The organism is Streptomyces sp. NPDC002076 (genome assembly GCF_053593835.1).
Window position 1 is genome coordinate 40,015 of the sequence record NZ_JBSFDI010000005.1, and the last position, 18,883, is coordinate 58,897.

Below are 18,883 nucleotides of genomic sequence, written 5' to 3' on the forward strand. Positions count from 1 at the left end.
CCGTACAGTATGCCGCTATGCGGAAATACAATGCCACCAAGTGGAAAAAGTGGGGTGGGATTGAGTATGCGGCGCCATACGACGATGAAGTCGCTCGGCCGGGGTCCGAGGTTCGCGATCCGCGTGCTGCGCGGCCTCGCGCAGGTCATGTTCCTGGACAGCGCTCGGGCAGGCGCTGTCTTCGCCGTCGCACTGTCGACGGCGGACTGGCGGTACGGCGCCTACGCACTGGGGGGTGCCGCCTCGGAACCAGCGCCGCACGTCTGCTGGGTGCCCCCCGTGACCGGGTGCGGGCGGGACTGGAGGGCTTCAACTCCTGCCTGACCGCGCTCTGCTTCGCCGTGTTCCTCGGCCCTGGCCGGCCGGCCACGGTGGTGCTCGCCGCCGCGGCCTGCCTCGTGGTCACCGTCGTCACGGCGGCCGTGATCCGGCTGCTGCACGTCTGGGATCTGCCGACCCTGACCGTGCCCTATTGCCTGCTGGCCGGCGCGGTCACCCTGGCCACGCCCGCCCTCCGGCGGATCCGGCCCGATGGCCGGAGCGTGGCCGCGCTGCCCCGCGCCGCCTCCGGACCCACGGTCCTGCGCCGGCACGACGTGGGAGGAGCGTTCTTCCGCAATGTGTCCCAGGTCTTCTTCCTGGAGCAGTGGTACGCGGGGGCCCTGCTGCTGGCCGGTCTCTTCCTGGCGAGCCGGGTCGGCGGGTGGGTGGCCTGCGCCGGCAGCGCGACGGGCATCCTGACGGCCTGGGCGCTGGGCGCGCCGACCGCCCGGATCGCCGACGGCTCGATGGGCTACAACGCGGTCCTCGTCGCGCTGGCACTGTGCGGGGTGTTCCTGACCGCCACCCGGACGACACTGCTGTACGCGCTGCTGGGCGCCGCGACCGCGACCATGCTCACCCCGGCCGTCGCCGCTCTCCTCGCCCCGTCCGGCGGGCACCCGTTCACATGGCCGTTCGTGCTGACGACCCTGGGCTTCCTGGCGGCCGCCTGTTCCTTCCCCGACATCACCGACCCGGCCACGTCCCGTACCGCGATCCGGCCCACCGTGTCGATGTGCGCGTGCAAGGCGCGCGCCGCCTCCTCGGCATCGCCCGCGCGGATCGCCTCGGCGACCTGCCGGTGCAGTTGATGGCCTCCATCCTGATGTACGCGGTCTTCACTGCGCCGGCCGGCATCGCCTCCTGCTTCTGGGCGCTAACGCCACTCCCCCTTGGTGAGCGGTTCCATGGGGTGCTTCTCGCGCGGCAGATGGAGGCGACGGAAGATCTCAGCCGACTCGGGGTTCTCGGCCTCCGTGTCGAGTTGGACGTCCAGCTCCTCCTCGACGTCGTCGGCGGCGCCGATCAGTACGAAATCGGTGCCCTCCTGGTCGAGCAGCTCGGGCTCGGCGCTGGTGAACCGCCGTCCCTCGAATCGTTCCTGATCCCGTCTCGGCAGGTCGGCCCGCTGCCGTGCGGGGAGCCCGGCCCCGGCCGGCGAGCCCGCCTGAGGATTCTTCACCGCGAGGATGTAACTCGCCTCGGGCTCGATGCTCAGCTCCTTCTGGACGGCGCCCGGCTCGGCGGGCATTTCGAGCTCGTACGTCAGATGCGTGTGACTGCCGTGCCGGACGATCGCATAGCGGCCTTCTCCCGCCGGCCTCGCCTCGGGTTGTGTCCGCCTGCCCCGCGTCCGTGTCTCGTACGTCCGCCGCTCCAAGTCCTCCGCGACGGGTTCCGGCCGGGTGGCCACCTCGTCGACGAAGCCCCAGAACCGCTCGTGTTCCTCCGGCCGGGGCAAGTGCTTGCGCCCGATGACGAGGCGCCGGCTGCGGTCGCTGTCGGAGGGCTGGAGGATCACGAAGAGGCGCTGGACGTCCTCGATGTCGTGAGCCTGGTCCTGTTCGACTCTGGGCCGGTACACGAAATAGATGTCGCCTCGTTCGAGGATGTCGTTCGCCATGGCCACTCACCGCCCCGCGCAGGCTATGACCAGCGAGTACCCCGTGTGCCGGGGGTACCCGGGGCCTGTGAAGCTCGCGTTTCTCGGTCCGCTCTTCGCCGAATCCGGGCCTTGGGCCAGTGTCTATATCGACACCTCACGGGACATCGACGATCCCGACCGGGCGATCGATCTCCGCTGGCGGCATCAGCGGGACGCCCTGCTGGCCCAGGGAGCGGACCATGCCACTGTTTCCGCTCTTGCGGTGGCCGTGGGCACGGATCGGGTCCAGCCGGGACGGCACGGTCAGGCGCTGTTCGCGACGCACGGGCACCTTGCCCTGGTGGAGGAGCTGCCCGAGCCGCCCGTGCGGGACACGGCCCGGCTCGACGCACTCCCCGACGCGGCGCCGCTGGCCGTACAGCATGCGCCGGACATTCCGTACCTGGCCCTGGCCCTCACCTGCGGCGGCGAGTGGGCCCTGGACGATGGCACCGGAGACCATGTCCCGGGCCACTACGTGCTGGTCGTCTCGGGAGCCGGGCGGTGGCCCACCGGCAGGGTCAGGCCGGAACACCGGCTGAGTCACCGGATTCCGGCCGGCGAATGGCGGCGCGCCGCCCCCGAAGTCGCCCGGGAACTCGGCGATCTCGCACAGCGGCACCGTGCCGAGTCGATCGTGGTGTGCCGGGCCCGGGAGGACGCCTGGGCGTCGGGGATGCTCGTGAACCGCTGGCCCGACTCGCTGCGGAACCGGGTGGTGGTCGTGGAGGACGACTGCGTCACCGGTCCGGAGGCGGCCGCCGGCCCGACCCTGCTGGAGGAGCACACCGCTCGGGTGCTGGAAGGGCGCCTGAACGCGGCGGATCAGCGGCAGCTGGACACGTTTCTGGCGCAACGCGCCCGCCGCCCCGGGCAATCGGAGGGCGTCGCAGCGGCCGTTGGCGCTCTGCAACAGGGTCAGGCTCGAGCTCTCCTCCTCGACCGCCGCGCCCAGCTCTCCGAGCGGCTGTGGCTGGGCAGGGAGCCGCCGCAGATCGCGCCGTCCGCCGCGGACCTGGAGACCTTCGGAGCGACGGCCGTCGAGGAGGAACCGGCCCTTACGGCCTTGCTGTACGCCGCCGTCCGCACCGGGGCCGAACTGATCGTGCTGCCGCCGGACCGCATCGATGTGACCGACGGACTGGGTGTCCTGCTGCGCTATCCGGCTGTGCCCGGCGAGGATCCGCAGTAGGCCGTGTCGATCCACCAGGCCGGCAGAGGACCGCCGCGCCCTGTCGGCGTCGCCGCTGCCGGAGGGCGGTTGGTGCCATACGGCGCGGGTACCCGGGCGCGCATGGAGTGGCAGCGGGTGCAGGACTCACCGGGAGCGTCCCGGGTGACCTCCCTCGGGTCGGAGGGTCCCATTGCGCACCTGCATTCGTTGGCCGAGACCCACCGCCCCGATCTCGGCCCGGCGCTGATCAACCTGCCGCAGGGAGCACCACCGGGGAGCGAATCATGACGTCCACCGAATTCCTCGCCACCGTGCGGGAGCACGGAGAATACAGCGACCTCGACGAGGCAACCCGCGTCACCGAAGCCGTCCTCTGCACGCTCGGCGACCGGCTGCAGCCCAGCGCCGCGGATCATCTCGCGGATCAGCTGCCGCTGGAGATCGGCGATTTCGTCACCGGCGTGGGCAACACCGGACGGACCTGGGGTGTGGAGGAATTCGTCCGGCAGGTGGCCCGGGCCGCCGCCGAGGACGAGACGACCGCCCGCAGGGACGCGGAAGTGGTCCTCACCGCCGTGGGCGACACCGTGTCGGGCGGTGAGCTGCACAAACTGCTCAGCCTGCTGCCGAGCGGATACGCCGCGCTGTTCGGCCATCCCGAGCTGACCTGACCGGGCTTCGATCACCTCTCGCCGGGCAGAGCGTGCTGCGGCTCGTCGAGCAGGACAGGGCCCAGCTCGTCGAGGTACTGCCGCGTAGGCCGTACGAGGTCGTCGACGACGGACCGGCCACCGGCTCCACCGCGCGTGCGGCGCTGCGCCGGGTCCGGCACCACTCGCCCGAGCGTGTGGCAGTTCCGGTGCGCACGCCTCAGGCGGCCGGCCTGCTGCGCGAGGAGGCCGGCGAACTGGTCCGCGTGCACCGGCCGGGCACCTTCATGGCCGTGGGCCAGTGGTAGACACCCGGTCGCCGCCGCGGGCGTCACACGCCCGCGGGCCAGGTCTGTTCCTCCCGGCTCTCCACGGCCATGGGGTGCAGCGGGGTGAGCGCGTGGGTGCGGTCGAGGTAGCAGAACGCGTCGTAGCGCTGGCCCAGGACCGTGGGGACGTAGTTGCCTACGGGGTCGTACTGCGGCCGGTACACGACGCCGATCGCTCGGTGACCGTGCTCCTCGTGGAACCACTCGCCCCGGCCGGAGGAGGGCGGACGCTGGAGCTGCACATGCGGGAAGACGAACAGCGCCCGCTCGCCGGGCAGCGCCCGGTGCAGCAGATCCTCCACGCTGCCGGTGCGCGCGGGCGGCACGCTCATGATCCTGGGAACGTCGCCCCAGGCGTCCGCGGCGATCGCGGTGCCGGAGTGCGAGCCGAACCCGACCAGCACCACACCCCGTCCCATGTGGCGCTCGCGCACCAGTTGGCCGACGTTGACCTCGCCGACGTCGACCATGTCCGTGGCACGCGCATCGCCGATGTGGGTGTTGTGCTCCCACACCACCGCCTTGGCGTCGGGGCCGTAATGCTCCATCAGCCGGTCCAGGGTGTCGGCCATGTGGCGGTCCCGGATGTTCCACGACTCGGGCCCACTGTCGAGCATGACCCGGTAATAGGCCTCGGCCCCGGCCAGCACCTCGGCGTTCTGTCTGGCTGCGAACTCCGCGAGCGAGCCGTCCACGGCCGCCGTCTGCGCGGCCCGCCGCCGCAGCTCGGTGAGCAGAGACACCACCTGGGGTGCGCAGCCCTCCGGCACATAACGGGTGGCCAGCGGGTACGCCTGCGGATCCTCCGCATAGGGCTCGAAGCAGCGGAACGTCTCCAGGGCGCGCTCCACCTGGCCGGGATCGTGCTCGCGCAGATGGCCCAGCACCGCGTGCAGCGACTCCCACAGGCTGTATACGTCCAGCCCGAAGAAGCCCACGCGCCGCTCGGGCGGCAGAGCCTCATTGTGCCGGCGCAGCCACCGGGTGAAGGCGGCCACATCGGTGTTTCCCCACATCCATGTCGGCCAGCGCCTGAAGCCCTCCAGTACCTCGCCGGGGTCCTCGGGCGCGCCCGGCGCCGCGACGACGGAGCAGTGCACGGCCTGGCAGTCCGGCCAGTCGCCCTCCACCGCGACGAAGGAGAAGCCCTTCTCCTCGATCAGCCGGCGCGTCATCGCGTCGCGCAGCTGGTAGTACTCCGAGGTGCCGTGGGAGGCCTCGCCGAGCAGCACGTAGCGGGCGTCGCCGACGCGCTCCATCAGCGGGTCCAGCGACGCCGGGTCGGTCAGCGGCAGGGCCTGGTTGTGGATGCGGTCCAGGTCGGTGTCGGGCACGGATGCTCCCCTTTCCGCGGATGCCGCACCGGGTTCCCGCAGCGCAGCGCCCGAAACGGCGTGCGCAGAGCGTCGCCCCGCACCAGGGAACGGCCGCGCGCGGAGCGAGCGTGTCCTGACGCTCCGGCCGGGTACCCGCGCTCGGGAAGCGCCTCTGGAAGCACAGAGTCGAAGCGACAGAAGTCGGAGGCCGGAACGATGCCTGCCCCGGCACAGAACGCTGTGGCGGACCCCCGAGAGCGCCGCCGTGCCGCCGCCCGCTCCGCACGCCCGCGCAGCCGCGTCCCGGAGACCGGCGACGAGCCGGATCTGCTCGGCCAGTACCTGGCCCGGATCGCCGCGACCCCGCTGCTCGACGCCGCGGACGAGGTACGGCTGGCCCAGCGCATGCAGGCCGGTGTGCACGCCGCCGAGGAACTGGAGCGGGCGGAGGGCGGCGGGCACGCCCTCTCACCGGTGCGGCGCCGTGAACTGGAGGCAGCCGTACGGGAGGGAACGCGGGCGAAGGACCAGATGATCCGGGCCAATCTGCGGCTCGTGGTGTCGATCGCGAAACGGCACGCCCACCGGGGCGCTCCCCTGCTCGACCTCATTCAGGAGGGCAACCTGGGGCTGATGCGGGCGGTGGAGAAGTGCGACCACACCAAGGGCTTCAAGTTCTCGACCTACGCCACCTGGTGGATCCGGCAGGCCATCGAACGAGGACTGGCCCAGCACGCCCGTACCGTGCGGCTGCCGATGCACGTCGTGGAGCAGGTGCAGAAGCTCGCGAAGGTCGAACGGCAACTCCAGCTGCGTCTCGATCACGAGCCGACGGACGGCGAGGTGGCCCGGGAGAGCGGGTTGGACGAGGAGCGGGTCGCCTGGCTGCGCCGGGTCGGGCGGCAGACGCTGAGTCTGGACACACCGGTGGACGAGACCGGCGAGACCGTGGTCGGCGACCTCATCCCGGCCACCGACGTACTCCAGGCTCCGCAGGTCGCCGAGTACCGGGCGCTTGCCGAGGAGCTCAGGGACGCCCTGGGCGTGCTGGCACCCCGCGAAGCCATGATCCTCAGCCTGCGCTACGGGCTGCACGACGGGCATCCGCGGACGCTGCAGCAGGTCGCCGATCAGGTGGGGCTGACCCGGGAACGCGTGCGCCAGCTGGAGAAGCAGTCGCTCACCCGGCTGCAGGCGCCCGAGACGGGCGAACGCCTGCTGGACTGGGCGAGCTGACGGCACACCGCTCCGGCTGCCCACTCCGGGCGCTGTTCAGGTCCGGTTCGAGCTGCCGGCTGCGGACGGTGTTCACGCCCGGGTGTCGGGCCCCGCCGTCCCACCGAACGTCGTGTGCCGCATCCGGCGCGGCCCGGATCCCCGGTGCCGACCGGTGTGTGTGGCACCGCTCACCATGATCGCCAGGCCGATGCAGAAGATGAGCGCCAGCGCGAGTCCGGAGCTGAACAGGGCGAGGCCGCTCATGGTGGCGACGTCGTGATCGAGAACGGACACCGTGTACTCGGGCCCGCCGGACAGGTTGCCCGCGATCGCGAGGGCCGTGAAGGCGCCCGCGCCCGCGAGAAGGAACAGTCCGATGAACCGCATACCAGTCATCTCCTCGCACGGGGGTGTGTCAGTCTGCGGGTACCCCGCGCCTCCCCGGTCATCCCGTGCGGTTCGGCCGTATGTCCCTGCCCGCGCCGGGTACTCCGGTCGCATGGCCGATATCGAACTCAGAAGCGCAGCCTTCAGTGATCACACCATGATCCCGCGTCACCATGCCCATGACGCGGACAACGTCTCGCCGCCGCTCGCCTGGTCCGGAGTACCGGACGACGCGGCGGAGCTGGCCCTGCTGTGCGAAGACCCGGACGCGCCGTCCGGAACCTTCGTGCACTGGCTCGTCACCGGCATCGACCCCCATGTCGGGGGCCTGGACGCCGGCGAGACACCACAGGGCAGCCAGCCGCATCGCAATGGCTTCGGGGAGCGGGGCTGGGGTGGCCCGCAGCCCCCGGTCGGCGACGACGCCCACCGTTACTTCTTCCGGATCTACGCCCTCCCCGCCCCGGTCTCGCTGCCCGACCGGGCCAGCGCCGACGACGTCCACGCCGTCCTCGACCGGGAGCAGCTGGCCAGCGGCACGATCGTCGGGCTCTATCAGCGCTGACGTCGGCGGCGGCATGCCCGTCACCCCCGTCTGCGCTGGGCCGTGCCCGGCGCCTCCCGCCGCACCCCCGGGCCCAGGTCCGGCGATTCGGTCAGGGCCCAGGCACGGCATGAACACGCGGCACCCGCGGACACCGTCCCCCGGCAGCGCCCCCGCTTCCCCGGCAGGGCCGGGAGGAGTTCCTCTCCTCGACCGGATCGCTGCCCGTGGCGTGAAGTGCCGTGACTCCCCCGGACCCGGCCGGCCCGCCCTTCCCCAAGGACGTCGACATCTCCTCCCATCGACGGGGGGTTGGGTCGTATGCGCAGCCGTGCCGTCGGGCGACCGCGGCCGCAGATGCCCGAGGTCGTCCTGGTGCAGGGCATGGGCGTGGCCGACTGCCTGCTGCCCGGTCTGGCCACGCTCAGCCGGCGGACCCGCACCCACCTGCTGAAGCTGCCGGGTTTCGCGGCGATCTCCTCGTCACTGAGCGGGGCCGGGTGCGTCCGTGGCACGGCTGGGCCGCTCGGGCATCGGGTCGGGCTCCGCGAACAGCGTGCCGAACTCGTCCGGCAGGGCGCCACGCAGGTCCGCCGCCAGGTCCGTGTCCTCCGCCGAGAGACGGGAGACCACCGTCTGCGCCAGGAACAGCGCCTGCTCCGGAGTGGCACCAACCGGCCGGGCGACATCGGCCAGCAGTTCGTCGAGCCGCATGGCGGACTCGTCCGCCTCGGCGGCGCCGTACACCAGAGCCCCGCGTTCATGGGCTGGTACGGCCTGGCGCAGATGTTCACGGTGCGGTGCGTCCAGACGGCGGCTCAGCGCTGCGAGGACCAGGTGCACGGCTGCGTCGGCGGCCTCCGTGTCGCCGAGCCGGGCCCGCGACGCCACCTCTTCCACCAGATGCCGATGGGTGATCATGCTGCCTCCCACTGGTGAGGACGGGGTCATGCCCGAGGGGGCCGAGCGGCACCCCTGAGGGCCGCGTTGCCACGGGTGCCCGTGAGGCCGACACATACACGGGCACGGCGGCGCCGAGGCTCACGCCGCCCGGCCTCGGTGCTGCTGCCGTGCTCGTCGTTCCGCATCACGGGGTAGGCATGGATCCTGCAACGGATCACGCGTCGACTGCACACTGCGCTGGCCCACGACCAGGATCGACGACCGGTACCTGTTCCCGTTCGGCGCCCTCGGCGACGCCACGCCCGAGGAATACCGCCACGGCGGTCCCCGCGTCGCCGGCCTGCTCGCCCGCTACGGCGCCCCGGTGCGCCGCTGGGACCCGCCCGCCGCCGACGGCGAGAGCCCGGAGGCGGAATGGGGCCTTGATGCCACGCTGCTCGACGACATCCGCGCCTACGCCGGACGGCACCGGCCCGATGCCCATCTGCTGCGCTTCGGCACGCCACAACGGCTCAGTCCCGCCGTGGCCGACCTCTATCGATCCTGGTACGCCGACCGCGGCCTGCCCACCGGGCGACTCCTCGTCGAGTCGTTCCTCCTGCTCGAACCCTGGTGGACGCTGCGCACCGGGTCGGTACCGTACTGGACCGTCTTCGGCACGGAGGCTTCCCGCGCGGGCCTCGAGTCCTACCTGGACGCCTCCGCCCCGTTCGACGAGATCCGGATCCTGCTGTTCAGCCACGGCACCGACTCCATCGGGCCGGCCGACGCACAGGCCTGGCAGCGTACGGCCGCCCGCGCAGGCAAGATCGGACTTCTGACCGGCGTGGACGCCGCCGCATACCCACGCGACTTCGCCGGCTTGGTCCGCTCGCACCGGGAACTGAGCCAGATCCGCAGGCGCTGTCCGATGCCGCTGCCTATCGACGTCGCCGACGCGGTCGCGGCACTCTCCGCCCGGGACGACATCGTCTGGCGTCCGGTGACCTGAAGGACCCGCGCTGTACGCCGGGTGCCCATCGCTGACAGGAACGGTCCACCGACGGTTCAGTGTCGCTCGAGGCCTGGCTGGAACGCTGCCGGTGACGGGCCGGGCACGGACCGGCGTCCGGACCAGCAGGATGGTGGTGCGTCAGCATGCAGGACAAAGCCGCTCTCTCGACAACCGCGTTCGACCTCGGTGTCGTTCGTCGACGTCCCGACGCGCCTCGCGCTCCTCGGGAACCGAGGTCCGACCCCCTCGCCTTCACGACTCAGGCCGTGCTCTTCGGCCACATCCTGGATCTGTCGCTCACGGGTGCGCGTTCCCGGAGGGAGGCGGAGGTGGAGGCATACGGCAAGTACCGGTTTCCGTAGGCGGGCTGAGCTCGCGTGGGAACTCGTGGCGGCGCCGCCGTCCCGGACCGTCCGGGACGGCGGCGCCGCCATCGGGTTGCGCCCTTACGCCTGCAGCAACTGCTCCCAGTCCACGGTGCGGGCCCACTGCTCGAAGGTGTGCCAGGACACCTCCGGATAGGCGGCACGCAGCGCCGTCCGGTCCACGAAGTGGGTGTTCTCCTCGAAGCGCTGGAACATTGCGGCGACCTCGTCGCCGGCCCACTGCCGCACCTGCTCGATCGGCATCTGGTGGTAGGGGATCTCCTTGCCGAGCACAGCGCCGAGCGCAGCCGCGGCCTCCGTCCCGGTGACGCTGTCGGAGGCGAGGTCGATCCGCTTGCCGGCGAGGTCCTCCGGGTTCTCGATGGCGTGCACGGCCAGGCCCGCGATGTCCAGCACTGTCACCTGGTCCAGCTTCTTGCCGGGCGACAGCGGCATGGCGAGCCGGCCGCCCGCCAGTCCGTTGAACCTGACGTTGAGCATGTTCTCCATGAAGTAGACGGGGCCGAGGACGGTCGCGCGCAGCCCGTCCTTCTCCCGCAGATACGCCTCGATCTGCTGCTTGCTGCCGGCATGGGCGACCTGGCTGTCGACGATGCGGTCGGCTCCGCGCAGCGAGGAGTACACCAGGTGCGCGCCCGCCTGCGCGGCGGTGTCGACCAACAGCCGTCCCTGGGCGACCTCCTGCTCCTTGCCTCCGGGGCCGAACGGCAGTGAGAGACCGAACACCGCGTCCACGCCGGCGACGGCCTTGGACAGTGCCTCCGCGTCCGCGGGGCTGCCGGCGACCGGGCGGGCGCCCAGGTCGGCCAGCGCGCGGGCCGCGGGGGAACCGGTGTCGCGGGTCAGGGCGAGAACGTCATGGCCTCGCCGCAGCAGCAGTTCGGTGACCGCCCTGCCCTGCTTGCCCGTGGCGCCGATGACGAGAACCGTGGTCATGCGTACTCCTTGTGCAACGTGGTCAAGAGTGCTTGTCGTGTGCGGTGGAGGCCTCACGCTGTGCCCGCTCGGTGACGAAGAGCAGGACCGTGGGGACGATCGCCATGACGGCGGCGACGATGACCCAGCCGAAGGTGTCCCCGAAGGCCTGGGCCCGGCCGGAAGGGCGTACCCGGCCGGCGAGTTGGTGGGAGAGGACGATGGTGAGGACGGCGGTGCCGATCGAACCGCCCACCCGCTGCAGGACGTTGAGCTGAGGTGTCGCGTCCTTGATCTTCTGCGGCGGCAGTGTGCGGTAGGCGGAGGTCATCACCGGGGTGAGGGACAGACCGATGCCGGCTCCTCGCGTGGCCATGGCGATGGCGAGCAACGGATAGGAGGTGTCGGCGGTGAGGAAGAGGAAGGGGATCGTGCAGACCGCGGCGATGACGCCGCCGAGCAGTGCGGTAGTTCCCCCGCCCAGCTTGTCCGTCAGTGGCGCCGCCAGCCGGTTGGCGGCCAGGGCGCCGACTCCGCTCGGCACCAGCAGCAGCCCGGTGCTGACGACGTCCTCGCCGCGGACGATCTGGAAGTACAGCGGCAGCAGGATCATGCCGCCGAACAGGGCGACACCGAGGCTGAACATGGTCAGTGCCGCGGCGCTGAACAGCCGGTTGGCGTACAGCCGCATGTCCAGCAGCGGATGGGGCACGCGCAGCGAGCGCACGACGAACAATGCGAGGAACACGACCGCGGCCACGAGCACGGCGATCGAGCGGGCGGTGAGCTCGGCCCGGGTGCCGATGTCGGCCAGGCCGTAGGTCAGTCCGACCAGTCCTCCGGCGGCGAGCCCCAGGCCCGGGATGTCCAGCGGCCCGGCGTCCGAGCCACGGTCACGGGGCAGCAGCCGCCGGGCGAGTACGGCGCCCACCAGGCCCAGGGGGATGTTGATCCAGAAGATGGACTGCCAGCCCGCCCCCTTGACCAGCAGTCCCCCGATGAGCGGGCCGATCATCGGGGCGAGCACGATCGGAATGCCGACCATGCTCATCACGCGGGCCATCTGCGACCGGTCGGCCATGCGGGTCCAGATGATCGTGCCGACCGGCATGATCGCCCCGCCGCCGAGGCCCTGCAGGGCCCGGCTCGCCACCAGTTGGCCGATGCTGCCCGACAGCGCGCAGCATGCGGAACCGACGGTGAACACCAGCAGCGACACGAGGTAGAGCCGCGCGGCACCCAGCCGTTGGGCGGCCCAGGCGGTCACCGGGATGACCGCGCCGAAGGCCAGCAGATACGCGGTGACCGTCCACTGCACATCGGTGAGCGGTACGGCCAGGTCGGAGGAGACGGTGTCCAGCGCCACGTTGACGACGGTGGAGTCGAGGAACGAGAGCGACGCGCCGATCATGATCACGCCTATGGCGCGTCGTAACGCGGGTGAGAAGGGCACCGGTGCGGTGGCCTGTGCGGTGCCTTGCGTGGGGACAGCGCTCATGCCGCCCATTGTTAGACAACTGTCGAGCGATGTCAAACGTCTGTCTAAGTCGTAATCTTGGCCCCATGACGACCGCCGATTCCCGCTCCGCCGCCTCGCCCCGTCGCACGCCACGGCGTGCCCGGACCCCCGAGGACCGGCAAGTCGACGCCGAGCGCACCCGCACGGCCCTGCTCGATGCCGCCCTGGAGGAGTTCGCCGCCCGTGGCTTCACGGGGGCCCGCGTACGCGACATCGCCGCACGCGCGGGTGTCAGCAAGGACCTCGTCAACTACCACTTCGACAGCAAGGAGGGGCTGTACCTGGCGGTGCAGCGCGCCTGGCTGCAACGCGAGGCGGCCTTCGCCGACCAGTCGCTGCCGCTCGCCGAACTCGCCGCCAGGTACCTGGACGACGCGCTCCGCGATCCGCGCCCCATGCGGCTGCTCGCCTGGCGCGGGCTCTCCGAGCCACAGGACTCCGCCGCCGCCCGGCCTCCCGCCGAGCCCGAGGACCTGTCCGGCGTACGCCGCCGTCAGGAGGAAGGCGAGGTGGCTCCCGGTCTCGACCCGGCTTCACTCCGCCTGGTGCTGCTCGGCGCGGTGGCGGCTCCCGTGGTGTTCCCCGACATGGCACGCCGGCTGTTCGGCACCGACATCGACGACCCGGACTTCCGCGCACGCTACGAACGAGGCCTTCGCGACCTCGTCCGCCAACTGGCCCCGGGCGGAGCAGGAACGGACGGTGCCGGGGAGGACGGCGGCGCGGAGTAGGACACGCCGCGGGAAGTAGCGCCGTAGCAAGGGCACCGCGGGAAGAACTCGTACGAAGGCGCGCTCCGAGCACACCGTGGGACTCCGCACCGGGCCGGCGAGCGCGCCGCCGGACCACGCGGCGCGAACGCCCTCCGCTCAGGGTCTCGTTGGAGCACACCCGGAGGAACGCCCCGCCGACCGGCGCGCCGCAGACGGACCACGGCGAGCAGCGGCCGCACCCCGCCCCACCTCCACCGCCCGCGCCGCCTCCAGCCGCACCTCCCAGCCGGCCTCCGCCCTCTCCGGCCGGGGCAGGTCCGGAGCCGCCTCCGCCGCCCGCCCGGTCGCACCCGGACCCGCCTCCACCGCACGAGCCCGGCATGCGCCCCGACCCACCTCCACCGCCCGCGCCGCCTCCAGCCGCACCTGGAGCGGCCCCTGTCACCCCTCCCGGCCCCGGATGTCAGCCCCCTGCCCCATGCCCGCGTCGGCCAAGGCCAGTTCCGCGTAGGCACGGGCGGCCGGCTCGAACTGCAGGATCGCGTGGGCCGCGCCGGTGTTGGCATCCCGCCAGAAGCGGGCCAGGGAGCCCGTCTCGCTCGCGCCGCTGGTTCCGGCGTTGCGGAACAGCTCGTTGACCGCGGTCACCACGATGTCGGCCGCCAGGGTCTGGTCCCGATGGGCGCGGGCGGCCGCCAGCGGGGTGATCCCGCCTCGGTCCGCTTCCTTCGCCGCGCGTTCCAGAAGGAGTTGGGCCGCGTCGATCTGCCCGGCCGTGCGGGCCAGCACGGCGTCGGTGGCGGCCTCACTGACGCCGAGCAGCCGGTTGGTGGACGGCGCCGCCCGCTTCTGGGCGACCTTGGCCGTCCACTGGGCCAGCGCACCGCGGGCGGCGCCCAGCACCGGGGCGGCGAAGGAGAGTCCGCTCACCGCCTTCAGCGGCACCGCGTGGCAGGCGGGCGACGAACCCGGAGCCCGGCCGGAGATCACATCGTGCCGCGCCACGGAGTGCTCGACGGGTACGAAGGTGGGCTCCAGCACCAGCGTGTCGCTGCCGGTGGCCCGCATACCCGTCATGAACCAGCTCTCCTCGACGGTGTAGGCCGCCCGCGGCACCAGCAGGAAACGCACCTCGTTGCCACCGCGGGCCAGGGGCACGGGGCAGCACAGCATGGCGTGGTCCGAGAAGTGGACCCCGCTCATGTACGGCCAGCGGCCACTGAGCAGCCAGCCGCCTGCCACGGGCTCCGCGGTGCCCGCGGGCAGCAGCGCCCCGACGAGGAAGACGTCCGGACCCTCACCCCAGATGACACGCTGCGCCTCCTCGGGCAGGAATCCCGCCATCCGGCCGATGGTGGCCGCGATGGAGGCGCACCAGGCGGCCGAGGGGTCCCCCTCGGCGACCGCGGCCACATCGCGCACATGGTCGTCGAAGGTTCCCTCGCTGCCACCCCAGCGGGCGGGCACGAAGTGCCGGGCGAAACCGGCGCCCCGGATCGCCTCGTACGTCTCGGGGGACAGCCGGCGGTCGAGCTCCGCCTTCGCGGCGTGCGCGGCGGCGAGTTCGGCCAGCGCGGCGACGGCGCCGTCGGCCGGCCGTGACGCCTCCTCGTTCGTTCGGCGTTCCATCAGGAATCCCTCCTCGTGACGGCGGCGGGGACGCGCCGTAGAGCCCGCTCCTGTGGGACGACGGTCGTCCGGTCCGCTCGAGACTGCCTCGCCGACCGCTGGAATCCCTCGGCGGGCCGCCGGAATGCGGGGCGCTACCACCCGGTTTCGAGCCGGGCTCGAGCCGCGCGGCACAGGCTGCTCGACGCGGGCGGCGTTGCCCTACCGCCGACGGTGGAGGACCCCGTCGGGCACAGGCGAAAGGAACGCACTGCGATGGTCTGCTCGAAAGAACCCCGTCGTGCCGGAGGTGTGCGGTGACCCGGCGCGTCGTGATCACAGGTATCGGTGTCCGTGCGCCCGGTGGGACCGGAACGAAGGAGTTCTGGGATCTGCTGACCGCGGGCCGTACGGCCACCCGGCGGATCGACTTCTTCGACCCCGGCCCCTTCCGCTCCCAGGTCGCCGGCCAGGTGGTGTTCGACGCCGGGGCGGAAGGTCTGAGCCCGCGGCAGATCCGCCGGATGGACCGCGCCACCCAGTTCGCCGTCGCTTGTACGCGGGAGGCCGTGGTGGACAGCGGGCTGGAGACACGGGCGGGCGATCCGCAGCGGATCGGTGTCGCCCTGGGCAGCGCGGTGGCGTCCGCGACCAGCCTGGAGAACGAGTATCTGGTGATGTCGGACGCCGGCCGGGAGTGGCTGGTGGACCACGCCTATCTCTCGTCCCACATGTTCGACTACCTCAGCCCGGGCGTGATGCCCGCCGAGGTGGCCTGGGAGGTGGGCGCGGAGGGGCCGGTGACCATGGTCTCCGACGGCTGCACCTCGGGTCTGGACGCGGTCGGCTACGCCGTCCAGCTGATCCGTGAGGGCTCGGCCGACGTGATGGTCGCCGGTGCCACGGACACGCCCATCTCACCGATCGTGGTGGCCTGCTTCGACGCCATCAAGGCGACCACCACCCGCAACGACGATCCCGAGCACGCCTCCCGGCCGTTCGACGGCTCCCGCAACGGGTTCGTACTGGCCGAGGGCGCCGCGATGTTCGTGCTGGAGGAGTACGAGGCGGCCCGGGCCCGCGGCGCCCGGATCTACGCCGAGGTGACCGGATACGCGACGCGCTGCAACGCGTACCACATGACAGGGCTGAAGAAGGACGGCCGCGAGATGGCCGAGGCCATCCGGACGGCGCTGGACGAGTCGCGCCTGGACCCCACCGCGGTGGACTACATCAACGCGCACGGCTCGGGCACCAAGCAGAACGACCGCCACGAGACCGCCGCGTTCAAGCGGAGCCTCGGCGAGCACGCCTACGACATTCCGGTCAGCTCCATCAAGTCCATGGTGGGTCACTCGCTCGGCGCCATCGGCTCCATCGAGATCGCGGCCTGCGCCCTGGCCATCGAGCACGGTGTCATCCCGCCCACGGCCAATCTGCACCAGCCCGACCCGGAGTGCGACCTGGACTATGTCCCGCTGACCGCGCGCGAACAGCGGGTGGACACCGTGCTGACGGTGGGCAGCGGATTCGGCGGGTTCCAGAGCGCCATGGTGCTCCGGCGTCCGGAAGGAGCCCGCGCATGAGCGGCGCAGCGGTGGTCACGGGGATCGGGGTGACCGCGCCCAACGGCCTCGGGACGCAGGAGTACTGGAAGGCCGTGCTCGACGGCCGCAACGGGATCGGCGAGCTCACCCGGTTCGACACGTCGCGCTATCCGGCACGGCTCGCCGGGCTGATCACCGGTTTCCGGCCCGAGGAGCATCTGCCGGGCCGGCTGCTGCCGCAGACCGACATCTCCACGCGCCTCGCCCTGGTGGCCGCCGACTGGGCGCTCGCCGACGCGGGTGTCGGCCCCGAGACCCTGGCGGACTACGACATGGGCGTGGTCATGTCCAACGCCCTGGGCGGCTTCGACTTCACCCATCACGAGTTCCGCAAACTCTGGAGCCAGGGGCCGGAGTTCGTGAGCGTCTACGAGTCGTTCGCCTGGTTCTACGCGGTGAACACCGGTCAGATCTCCATCCGCAACGGGATGCGCGGGCCGAGCGCGGCCCTGGTCGGGGAGCAGGCGGGCGGTCTCGACGCGCTCGGTCATGCCCGCCGTACCGTCCGGCGCGGCACCCGGCTCGTCGTCACCGGTGGTGTCGACTCCGCGTTCGACCCCTGGGGGTACGTCTCCCAGTTGGCCGGCGGACGGGTGAGCACCGTGCCCGACCCGGACGGCGCGTATCTGCCCTTCGACGCTCGCGCGTGCGGCCATGTCCCGGGAGAAGGCGGTGCCCTGCTCGTGGTGGAGGACGCGGACTCGGCGCGCGAGCGGGGCGTCACGGGCGCCGATGTGTACGGCGAGATCGCCGGGTATGCCGCGACCTTCGACCCCCGGCCCGGTTCCGGCCGTCCGCCGGGGCTGCGCAGGGCGGCGGAGGCGGCCCTGGCCGACGCCGGTGTCGCGTCGGCCGACGTGGACGTGGTCTTCGCGGACGCGGCGGGCAGCGCGGAGCTGGACCGGGCGGAAGCCGCGGCGATCCGCGAGCTCTTCGGTCCGGGCGGCGTCCCGGTCACCGCGCCCAAGTCGCTGACCGGACGGCTGCACGCGGGCGGTGGCCCGCTGGATGTGGCGACCGCTCTGCTGTCCATCCGCGACGGTGTGATCCCGCCGACGGGCAACACCTCGGACGTGCCGCAGGAGTACGGACTGGACCTCGTCCTGGAGGAACCGCGGGAACGGCCCGTGCGCAGCGCGCTGGTGCTGGCGCGAGGCCACCGCGGCTTCAACGCGGCCGTGCTCGTCCGCGCCGTTCCCCGATCTTGAGCGGTACCACGGCCCGGCCGCTCCCCGCGGATCGCGTCCCGCACGCCTGACAACCGGTCACCCGAATACCCAGGAGACATCTCATGACCACCATGACCCTTGACGACCTGCGGCGCATCCTCGTCGAGTGCGCCGGCGCCGAGGACGGCCTCGGCGCCCCCGAGGGGGACGTGCTCGACGCGTCCTTCGAGGAGCTGGGCTACGACTCGCTGGCCCTGATGGAGACCGCGGCCCGGATCAACCAGGAATTCGGCGTGAGCATCCCCGACGACGAGATCACCGACGTGGAGACGCCCCGGGCGCTGCTCACCCTGGTGAACGAGGGGATCACGGCCGCGGCGTGATCCCGTCCCGCCCCGCAGACCCACCGGTGCCGCCGTCCCGAGACGGCGGCACCGGTCCACTTCCCGCATGGATCAGCCGAGGAGACCCACCATGGCAGAGGGCAGGCAGCACAGCACCGAGCACACCGTCGTCGTCGCGGCTCCCCCGCACGTCCTCTACGAGCTGGTCGCCGATGTGACGTGCTGGCCGGCCGTCTTCGGCCCCAGCGTGCACGTGCACCACCTGGAGCGCGAGGAGCGTGCGGAGCGGTTCCGGATCTGGGCTCTCGTGAGCGGGCAGGTCACCAGCTGGGTGTCGCGCCGCACCTTCGACCCGGAAGGGCTGCGCATCACCTTCCGGCAGGAGCACAGCAGGCCGCCGATCGCCTCCATGGGCGGCGAGTGGCTGTTCCGCTCGCTGCACGGCGACCGTACCGAGATCGTGCTCCGGCACGACTTCACCGCGGTCGACGACGCGCCGGAGACGGTGCGGTGGATCAGCGAGGCACTGGACCGCAACAGTCCCGAGGAGCTCCAGGCGCTCGCGCGCACGGCGGAGTCCGGCCACCCGGTGGGCGACGTCGTCTTCTCCTTCACGGACACCGTGCGGCTCGCCACCGACGTCAAGTCCGCCTACGACTTCGTGTACCGGGCGGACCGCTGGGCCGACCTGCTTCCGCACGTGTCCCGGGTACGGCTCACCGAGGCCGAGCCGGGCGTCCAGGAGCTGGAGATGGACACGGTGACCTCGGACGGCGCCGCGCACACCACCAGCTCGGTGCGCATCTGCGAGAGCGGGCAGTGGATCGCGTACAAGCAACGCCGGACGCCGAAGCTGTTGTTGGGGCACAGTGGCCTGTGGACGTTCGCGTACGGGCCGGACGGCAGCTCGGTCACGGCACGGCACACGGTCGTGCTGAACCCCGCGGCCGTGGAGGAGGTGCTGGGTGCGGGCACCACCCTCGCCGAGGCCCGGGCCCATGTACGTGACGCCCTCGGCCGCAACAGCCGTACCACGCTGGCCTCCGCGGCCGGGAACGCCGATGCACCGGCCGGCCGCTGACGGCGCCGGCGAAGAACCGCAGCAGGACCGCAGCAGGACCGCAGTGAACCAGGAAGGGAA

The 18,883-nt window shown here is 71.9% G+C and carries 18 protein-coding genes and 1 pseudogene; 12 read left to right on the forward strand and 7 right to left on the reverse strand.

Features of this window, described 5'->3' with window-relative positions; translation table 11 throughout:
• Positions 1-147 precede the first annotated feature (147 nt).
• A pseudogene (locus ACWCQS_RS12190) lies at positions 148-1,133 on the forward strand (urea transporter).
• 65 nt (positions 1,134-1,198) lie between these two features.
• Here the strand turns inward: ACWCQS_RS12190 and ACWCQS_RS12195 are convergent.
• Positions 1,199-1,945, reverse strand: a complete 747-nt coding sequence (locus ACWCQS_RS12195; protein ID WP_451004347.1) for a hypothetical protein — start codon at positions 1,943-1,945, stop codon at positions 1,199-1,201.
• A gap of 67 nt (positions 1,946-2,012) precedes the next feature.
• Here ACWCQS_RS12195 and ACWCQS_RS12200 point away from each other — a divergent pair, with 67 nt between their 5' ends.
• The 3 genes from ACWCQS_RS12200 to ACWCQS_RS12210 all read left to right on the forward strand — a co-directional run bounded on the left by ACWCQS_RS12200 (position 2,013) and on the right by ACWCQS_RS12210 (position 4,098).
• On the forward strand, positions 2,013-3,158 hold the full coding sequence (locus ACWCQS_RS12200; RefSeq protein WP_451004348.1) for a baeRF2 domain-containing protein: 1,146 nt from the start codon (positions 2,013-2,015) through the stop codon (positions 3,156-3,158).
• Positions 3,159-3,424: 266 nt separating this feature from the next.
• Positions 3,425-3,811, forward strand: a complete 387-nt coding sequence (locus tag ACWCQS_RS12205) for a DUF2267 domain-containing protein (RefSeq protein WP_451004349.1) — start codon at positions 3,425-3,427, stop codon at positions 3,809-3,811.
• Between the two features lie 32 nt (positions 3,812-3,843).
• Complete coding sequence (locus tag ACWCQS_RS12210) at positions 3,844-4,098, forward strand: hypothetical protein (RefSeq protein WP_451004350.1); 255 nt, start codon at positions 3,844-3,846, stop codon at positions 4,096-4,098.
• Between the two features lie 23 nt (positions 4,099-4,121).
• Here ACWCQS_RS12210 and ACWCQS_RS12215 read toward each other — a convergent pair whose 3' ends face one another.
• The gene (locus tag ACWCQS_RS12215) at positions 4,122-5,453 is read right to left on the reverse strand and encodes an erythromycin esterase family protein (protein WP_451004351.1); all 1,332 of its coding nucleotides are present in this window, start codon (positions 5,451-5,453) and stop codon (positions 4,122-4,124) included.
• Between the two features lie 198 nt (positions 5,454-5,651).
• On the opposite strand from ACWCQS_RS12215, the gene ACWCQS_RS12220 reads away from it, so the two are divergent.
• Positions 5,652-6,671, forward strand: coding sequence for a sigma-70 family RNA polymerase sigma factor (locus tag ACWCQS_RS12220; RefSeq protein ID WP_451004352.1), 1,020 nt, complete (start codon positions 5,652-5,654; stop codon positions 6,669-6,671).
• Positions 6,672-6,743: 72 nt separating this feature from the next.
• On the opposite strand, the gene ACWCQS_RS12225 is transcribed toward ACWCQS_RS12220, so the two are convergent.
• Positions 6,744-7,040, reverse strand: coding sequence for a hypothetical protein (locus ACWCQS_RS12225; RefSeq protein ID WP_451004353.1), 297 nt, complete (start codon positions 7,038-7,040; stop codon positions 6,744-6,746).
• 112 nt (positions 7,041-7,152) lie between these two features.
• Between ACWCQS_RS12225 and ACWCQS_RS12230 the strand changes: the two genes are divergently transcribed.
• Positions 7,153-7,605, forward strand: coding sequence for a YbhB/YbcL family Raf kinase inhibitor-like protein (locus ACWCQS_RS12230; RefSeq protein ID WP_451004354.1), 453 nt, complete (start codon positions 7,153-7,155; stop codon positions 7,603-7,605).
• Between the two features lie 462 nt (positions 7,606-8,067).
• On the opposite strand, the gene ACWCQS_RS12235 is transcribed toward ACWCQS_RS12230, so the two are convergent.
• Positions 8,068-8,505 carry a DUF2267 domain-containing protein gene (locus ACWCQS_RS12235; protein ID WP_451004355.1) on the reverse strand — a complete coding sequence of 146 codons (438 nt, stop codon included), beginning with the start codon at positions 8,503-8,505 and terminating at the stop codon, positions 8,068-8,070.
• A gap of 346 nt (positions 8,506-8,851) precedes the next feature.
• Here ACWCQS_RS12235 and ACWCQS_RS12240 point away from each other — a divergent pair, with 346 nt between their 5' ends.
• Entirely contained in the window at positions 8,852-9,478 is a 627-nt protein-coding gene (locus tag ACWCQS_RS12240) for a hypothetical protein (RefSeq protein WP_451004356.1), read from the forward strand.
• Between the two features lie 449 nt (positions 9,479-9,927).
• Here the strand turns inward: ACWCQS_RS12240 and ACWCQS_RS12245 are convergent, their stop codons facing one another.
• Both ACWCQS_RS12245 and ACWCQS_RS12250 read right to left on the reverse strand, forming a co-directional pair.
• Positions 9,928-10,803 carry an NmrA family NAD(P)-binding protein gene (locus tag ACWCQS_RS12245; protein ID WP_451004357.1) on the reverse strand — a complete coding sequence of 292 codons (876 nt, stop codon included), beginning with the start codon at positions 10,801-10,803 and terminating at the stop codon, positions 9,928-9,930.
• A gap of 22 nt (positions 10,804-10,825) precedes the next feature.
• Positions 10,826-12,280 (reverse strand): MDR family MFS transporter, encoded by a 1,455-nt coding sequence (locus ACWCQS_RS12250; RefSeq protein WP_451004358.1) that lies wholly within the window; start codon positions 12,278-12,280, stop codon positions 10,826-10,828.
• A 65-nt stretch (positions 12,281-12,345) separates the two neighbouring features.
• Between ACWCQS_RS12250 and ACWCQS_RS12255 the strand changes: the two genes are divergently transcribed.
• Entirely contained in the window at positions 12,346-13,032 is a 687-nt protein-coding gene (locus ACWCQS_RS12255) for a TetR/AcrR family transcriptional regulator (protein ID WP_451004359.1), read from the forward strand.
• 423 nt (positions 13,033-13,455) lie between these two features.
• On the opposite strand, the gene ACWCQS_RS12260 is transcribed toward ACWCQS_RS12255, so the two are convergent.
• Positions 13,456-14,643, reverse strand: a complete 1,188-nt coding sequence (locus ACWCQS_RS12260) for an acyl-CoA dehydrogenase family protein (RefSeq protein WP_451004360.1) — start codon at positions 14,641-14,643, stop codon at positions 13,456-13,458.
• 296 nt (positions 14,644-14,939) lie between these two features.
• Between ACWCQS_RS12260 and ACWCQS_RS12265 the strand changes: the two genes are divergently transcribed.
• From ACWCQS_RS12265 to ACWCQS_RS12280, 4 genes are all read left to right on the forward strand, one after another.
• Complete coding sequence (locus ACWCQS_RS12265) at positions 14,940-16,208, forward strand: beta-ketoacyl-[acyl-carrier-protein] synthase family protein (RefSeq protein WP_451004361.1); 1,269 nt, start codon at positions 14,940-14,942, stop codon at positions 16,206-16,208.
• Positions 16,205-17,437, forward strand: coding sequence for a ketosynthase chain-length factor (locus tag ACWCQS_RS12270; protein ID WP_451004362.1), 1,233 nt, complete (start codon positions 16,205-16,207; stop codon positions 17,435-17,437). The genes ACWCQS_RS12265 and ACWCQS_RS12270 overlap by 4 nt, the downstream gene beginning before the upstream one ends.
• Positions 17,438-17,520: 83 nt before the next feature.
• On the forward strand, positions 17,521-17,781 hold the full coding sequence (locus ACWCQS_RS12275) for an acyl carrier protein (protein ID WP_388630105.1): 261 nt from the start codon (positions 17,521-17,523) through the stop codon (positions 17,779-17,781).
• 91 nt (positions 17,782-17,872) lie between these two features.
• A complete protein-coding gene (locus tag ACWCQS_RS12280) occupies positions 17,873-18,823 on the forward strand; it encodes an aromatase/cyclase (RefSeq protein WP_451004363.1) in 951 nt (316 codons plus the stop codon).
• Positions 18,824-18,883 lie beyond the last annotated feature (60 nt).

What these genes read in the sequence shown, in the direction of transcription:
- ACWCQS_RS12195 (WP_451004347.1), bottom strand. Translation starts at nt 1,945, where the DNA reads ATGGCGAACGACATCCTCGAACGAGGCGACATCTATTTCGTGTACCGG.
- ACWCQS_RS12205 (WP_451004349.1), top strand. Translation starts at nt 3,425, where the DNA reads ATGACGTCCACCGAATTCCTCGCCACCGTGCGGGAGCACGGAGAATAC.
- ACWCQS_RS12220 (WP_451004352.1), top strand. Translation starts at nt 5,652, where the DNA reads ATGCCTGCCCCGGCACAGAACGCTGTGGCGGACCCCCGAGAGCGCCGC.
- ACWCQS_RS12225 (WP_451004353.1), bottom strand. Translation starts at nt 7,040, where the DNA reads ATGCGGTTCATCGGACTGTTCCTTCTCGCGGGCGCGGGCGCCTTCACG.
- ACWCQS_RS12230 (WP_451004354.1), top strand. Translation starts at nt 7,153, where the DNA reads ATGGCCGATATCGAACTCAGAAGCGCAGCCTTCAGTGATCACACCATG.
- ACWCQS_RS12235 (WP_451004355.1), bottom strand. Translation starts at nt 8,505, where the DNA reads ATGATCACCCATCGGCATCTGGTGGAAGAGGTGGCGTCGCGGGCCCGG.
- ACWCQS_RS12245 (WP_451004357.1), bottom strand. Translation starts at nt 10,803, where the DNA reads ATGACCACGGTTCTCGTCATCGGCGCCACGGGCAAGCAGGGCAGGGCG.
- ACWCQS_RS12250 (WP_451004358.1), bottom strand. Translation starts at nt 12,280, where the DNA reads ATGAGCGCTGTCCCCACGCAAGGCACCGCACAGGCCACCGCACCGGTG.
- ACWCQS_RS12255 (WP_451004359.1), top strand. Translation starts at nt 12,346, where the DNA reads ATGACGACCGCCGATTCCCGCTCCGCCGCCTCGCCCCGTCGCACGCCA.
- ACWCQS_RS12260 (WP_451004360.1), bottom strand. Translation starts at nt 14,643, where the DNA reads ATGGAACGCCGAACGAACGAGGAGGCGTCACGGCCGGCCGACGGCGCC.
- ACWCQS_RS12270 (WP_451004362.1), top strand. Translation starts at nt 16,205, where the DNA reads ATGAGCGGCGCAGCGGTGGTCACGGGGATCGGGGTGACCGCGCCCAAC.
- ACWCQS_RS12275 (WP_388630105.1), top strand. Translation starts at nt 17,521, where the DNA reads ATGACCACCATGACCCTTGACGACCTGCGGCGCATCCTCGTCGAGTGC.
- ACWCQS_RS12280 (WP_451004363.1), top strand. Translation starts at nt 17,873, where the DNA reads ATGGCAGAGGGCAGGCAGCACAGCACCGAGCACACCGTCGTCGTCGCG.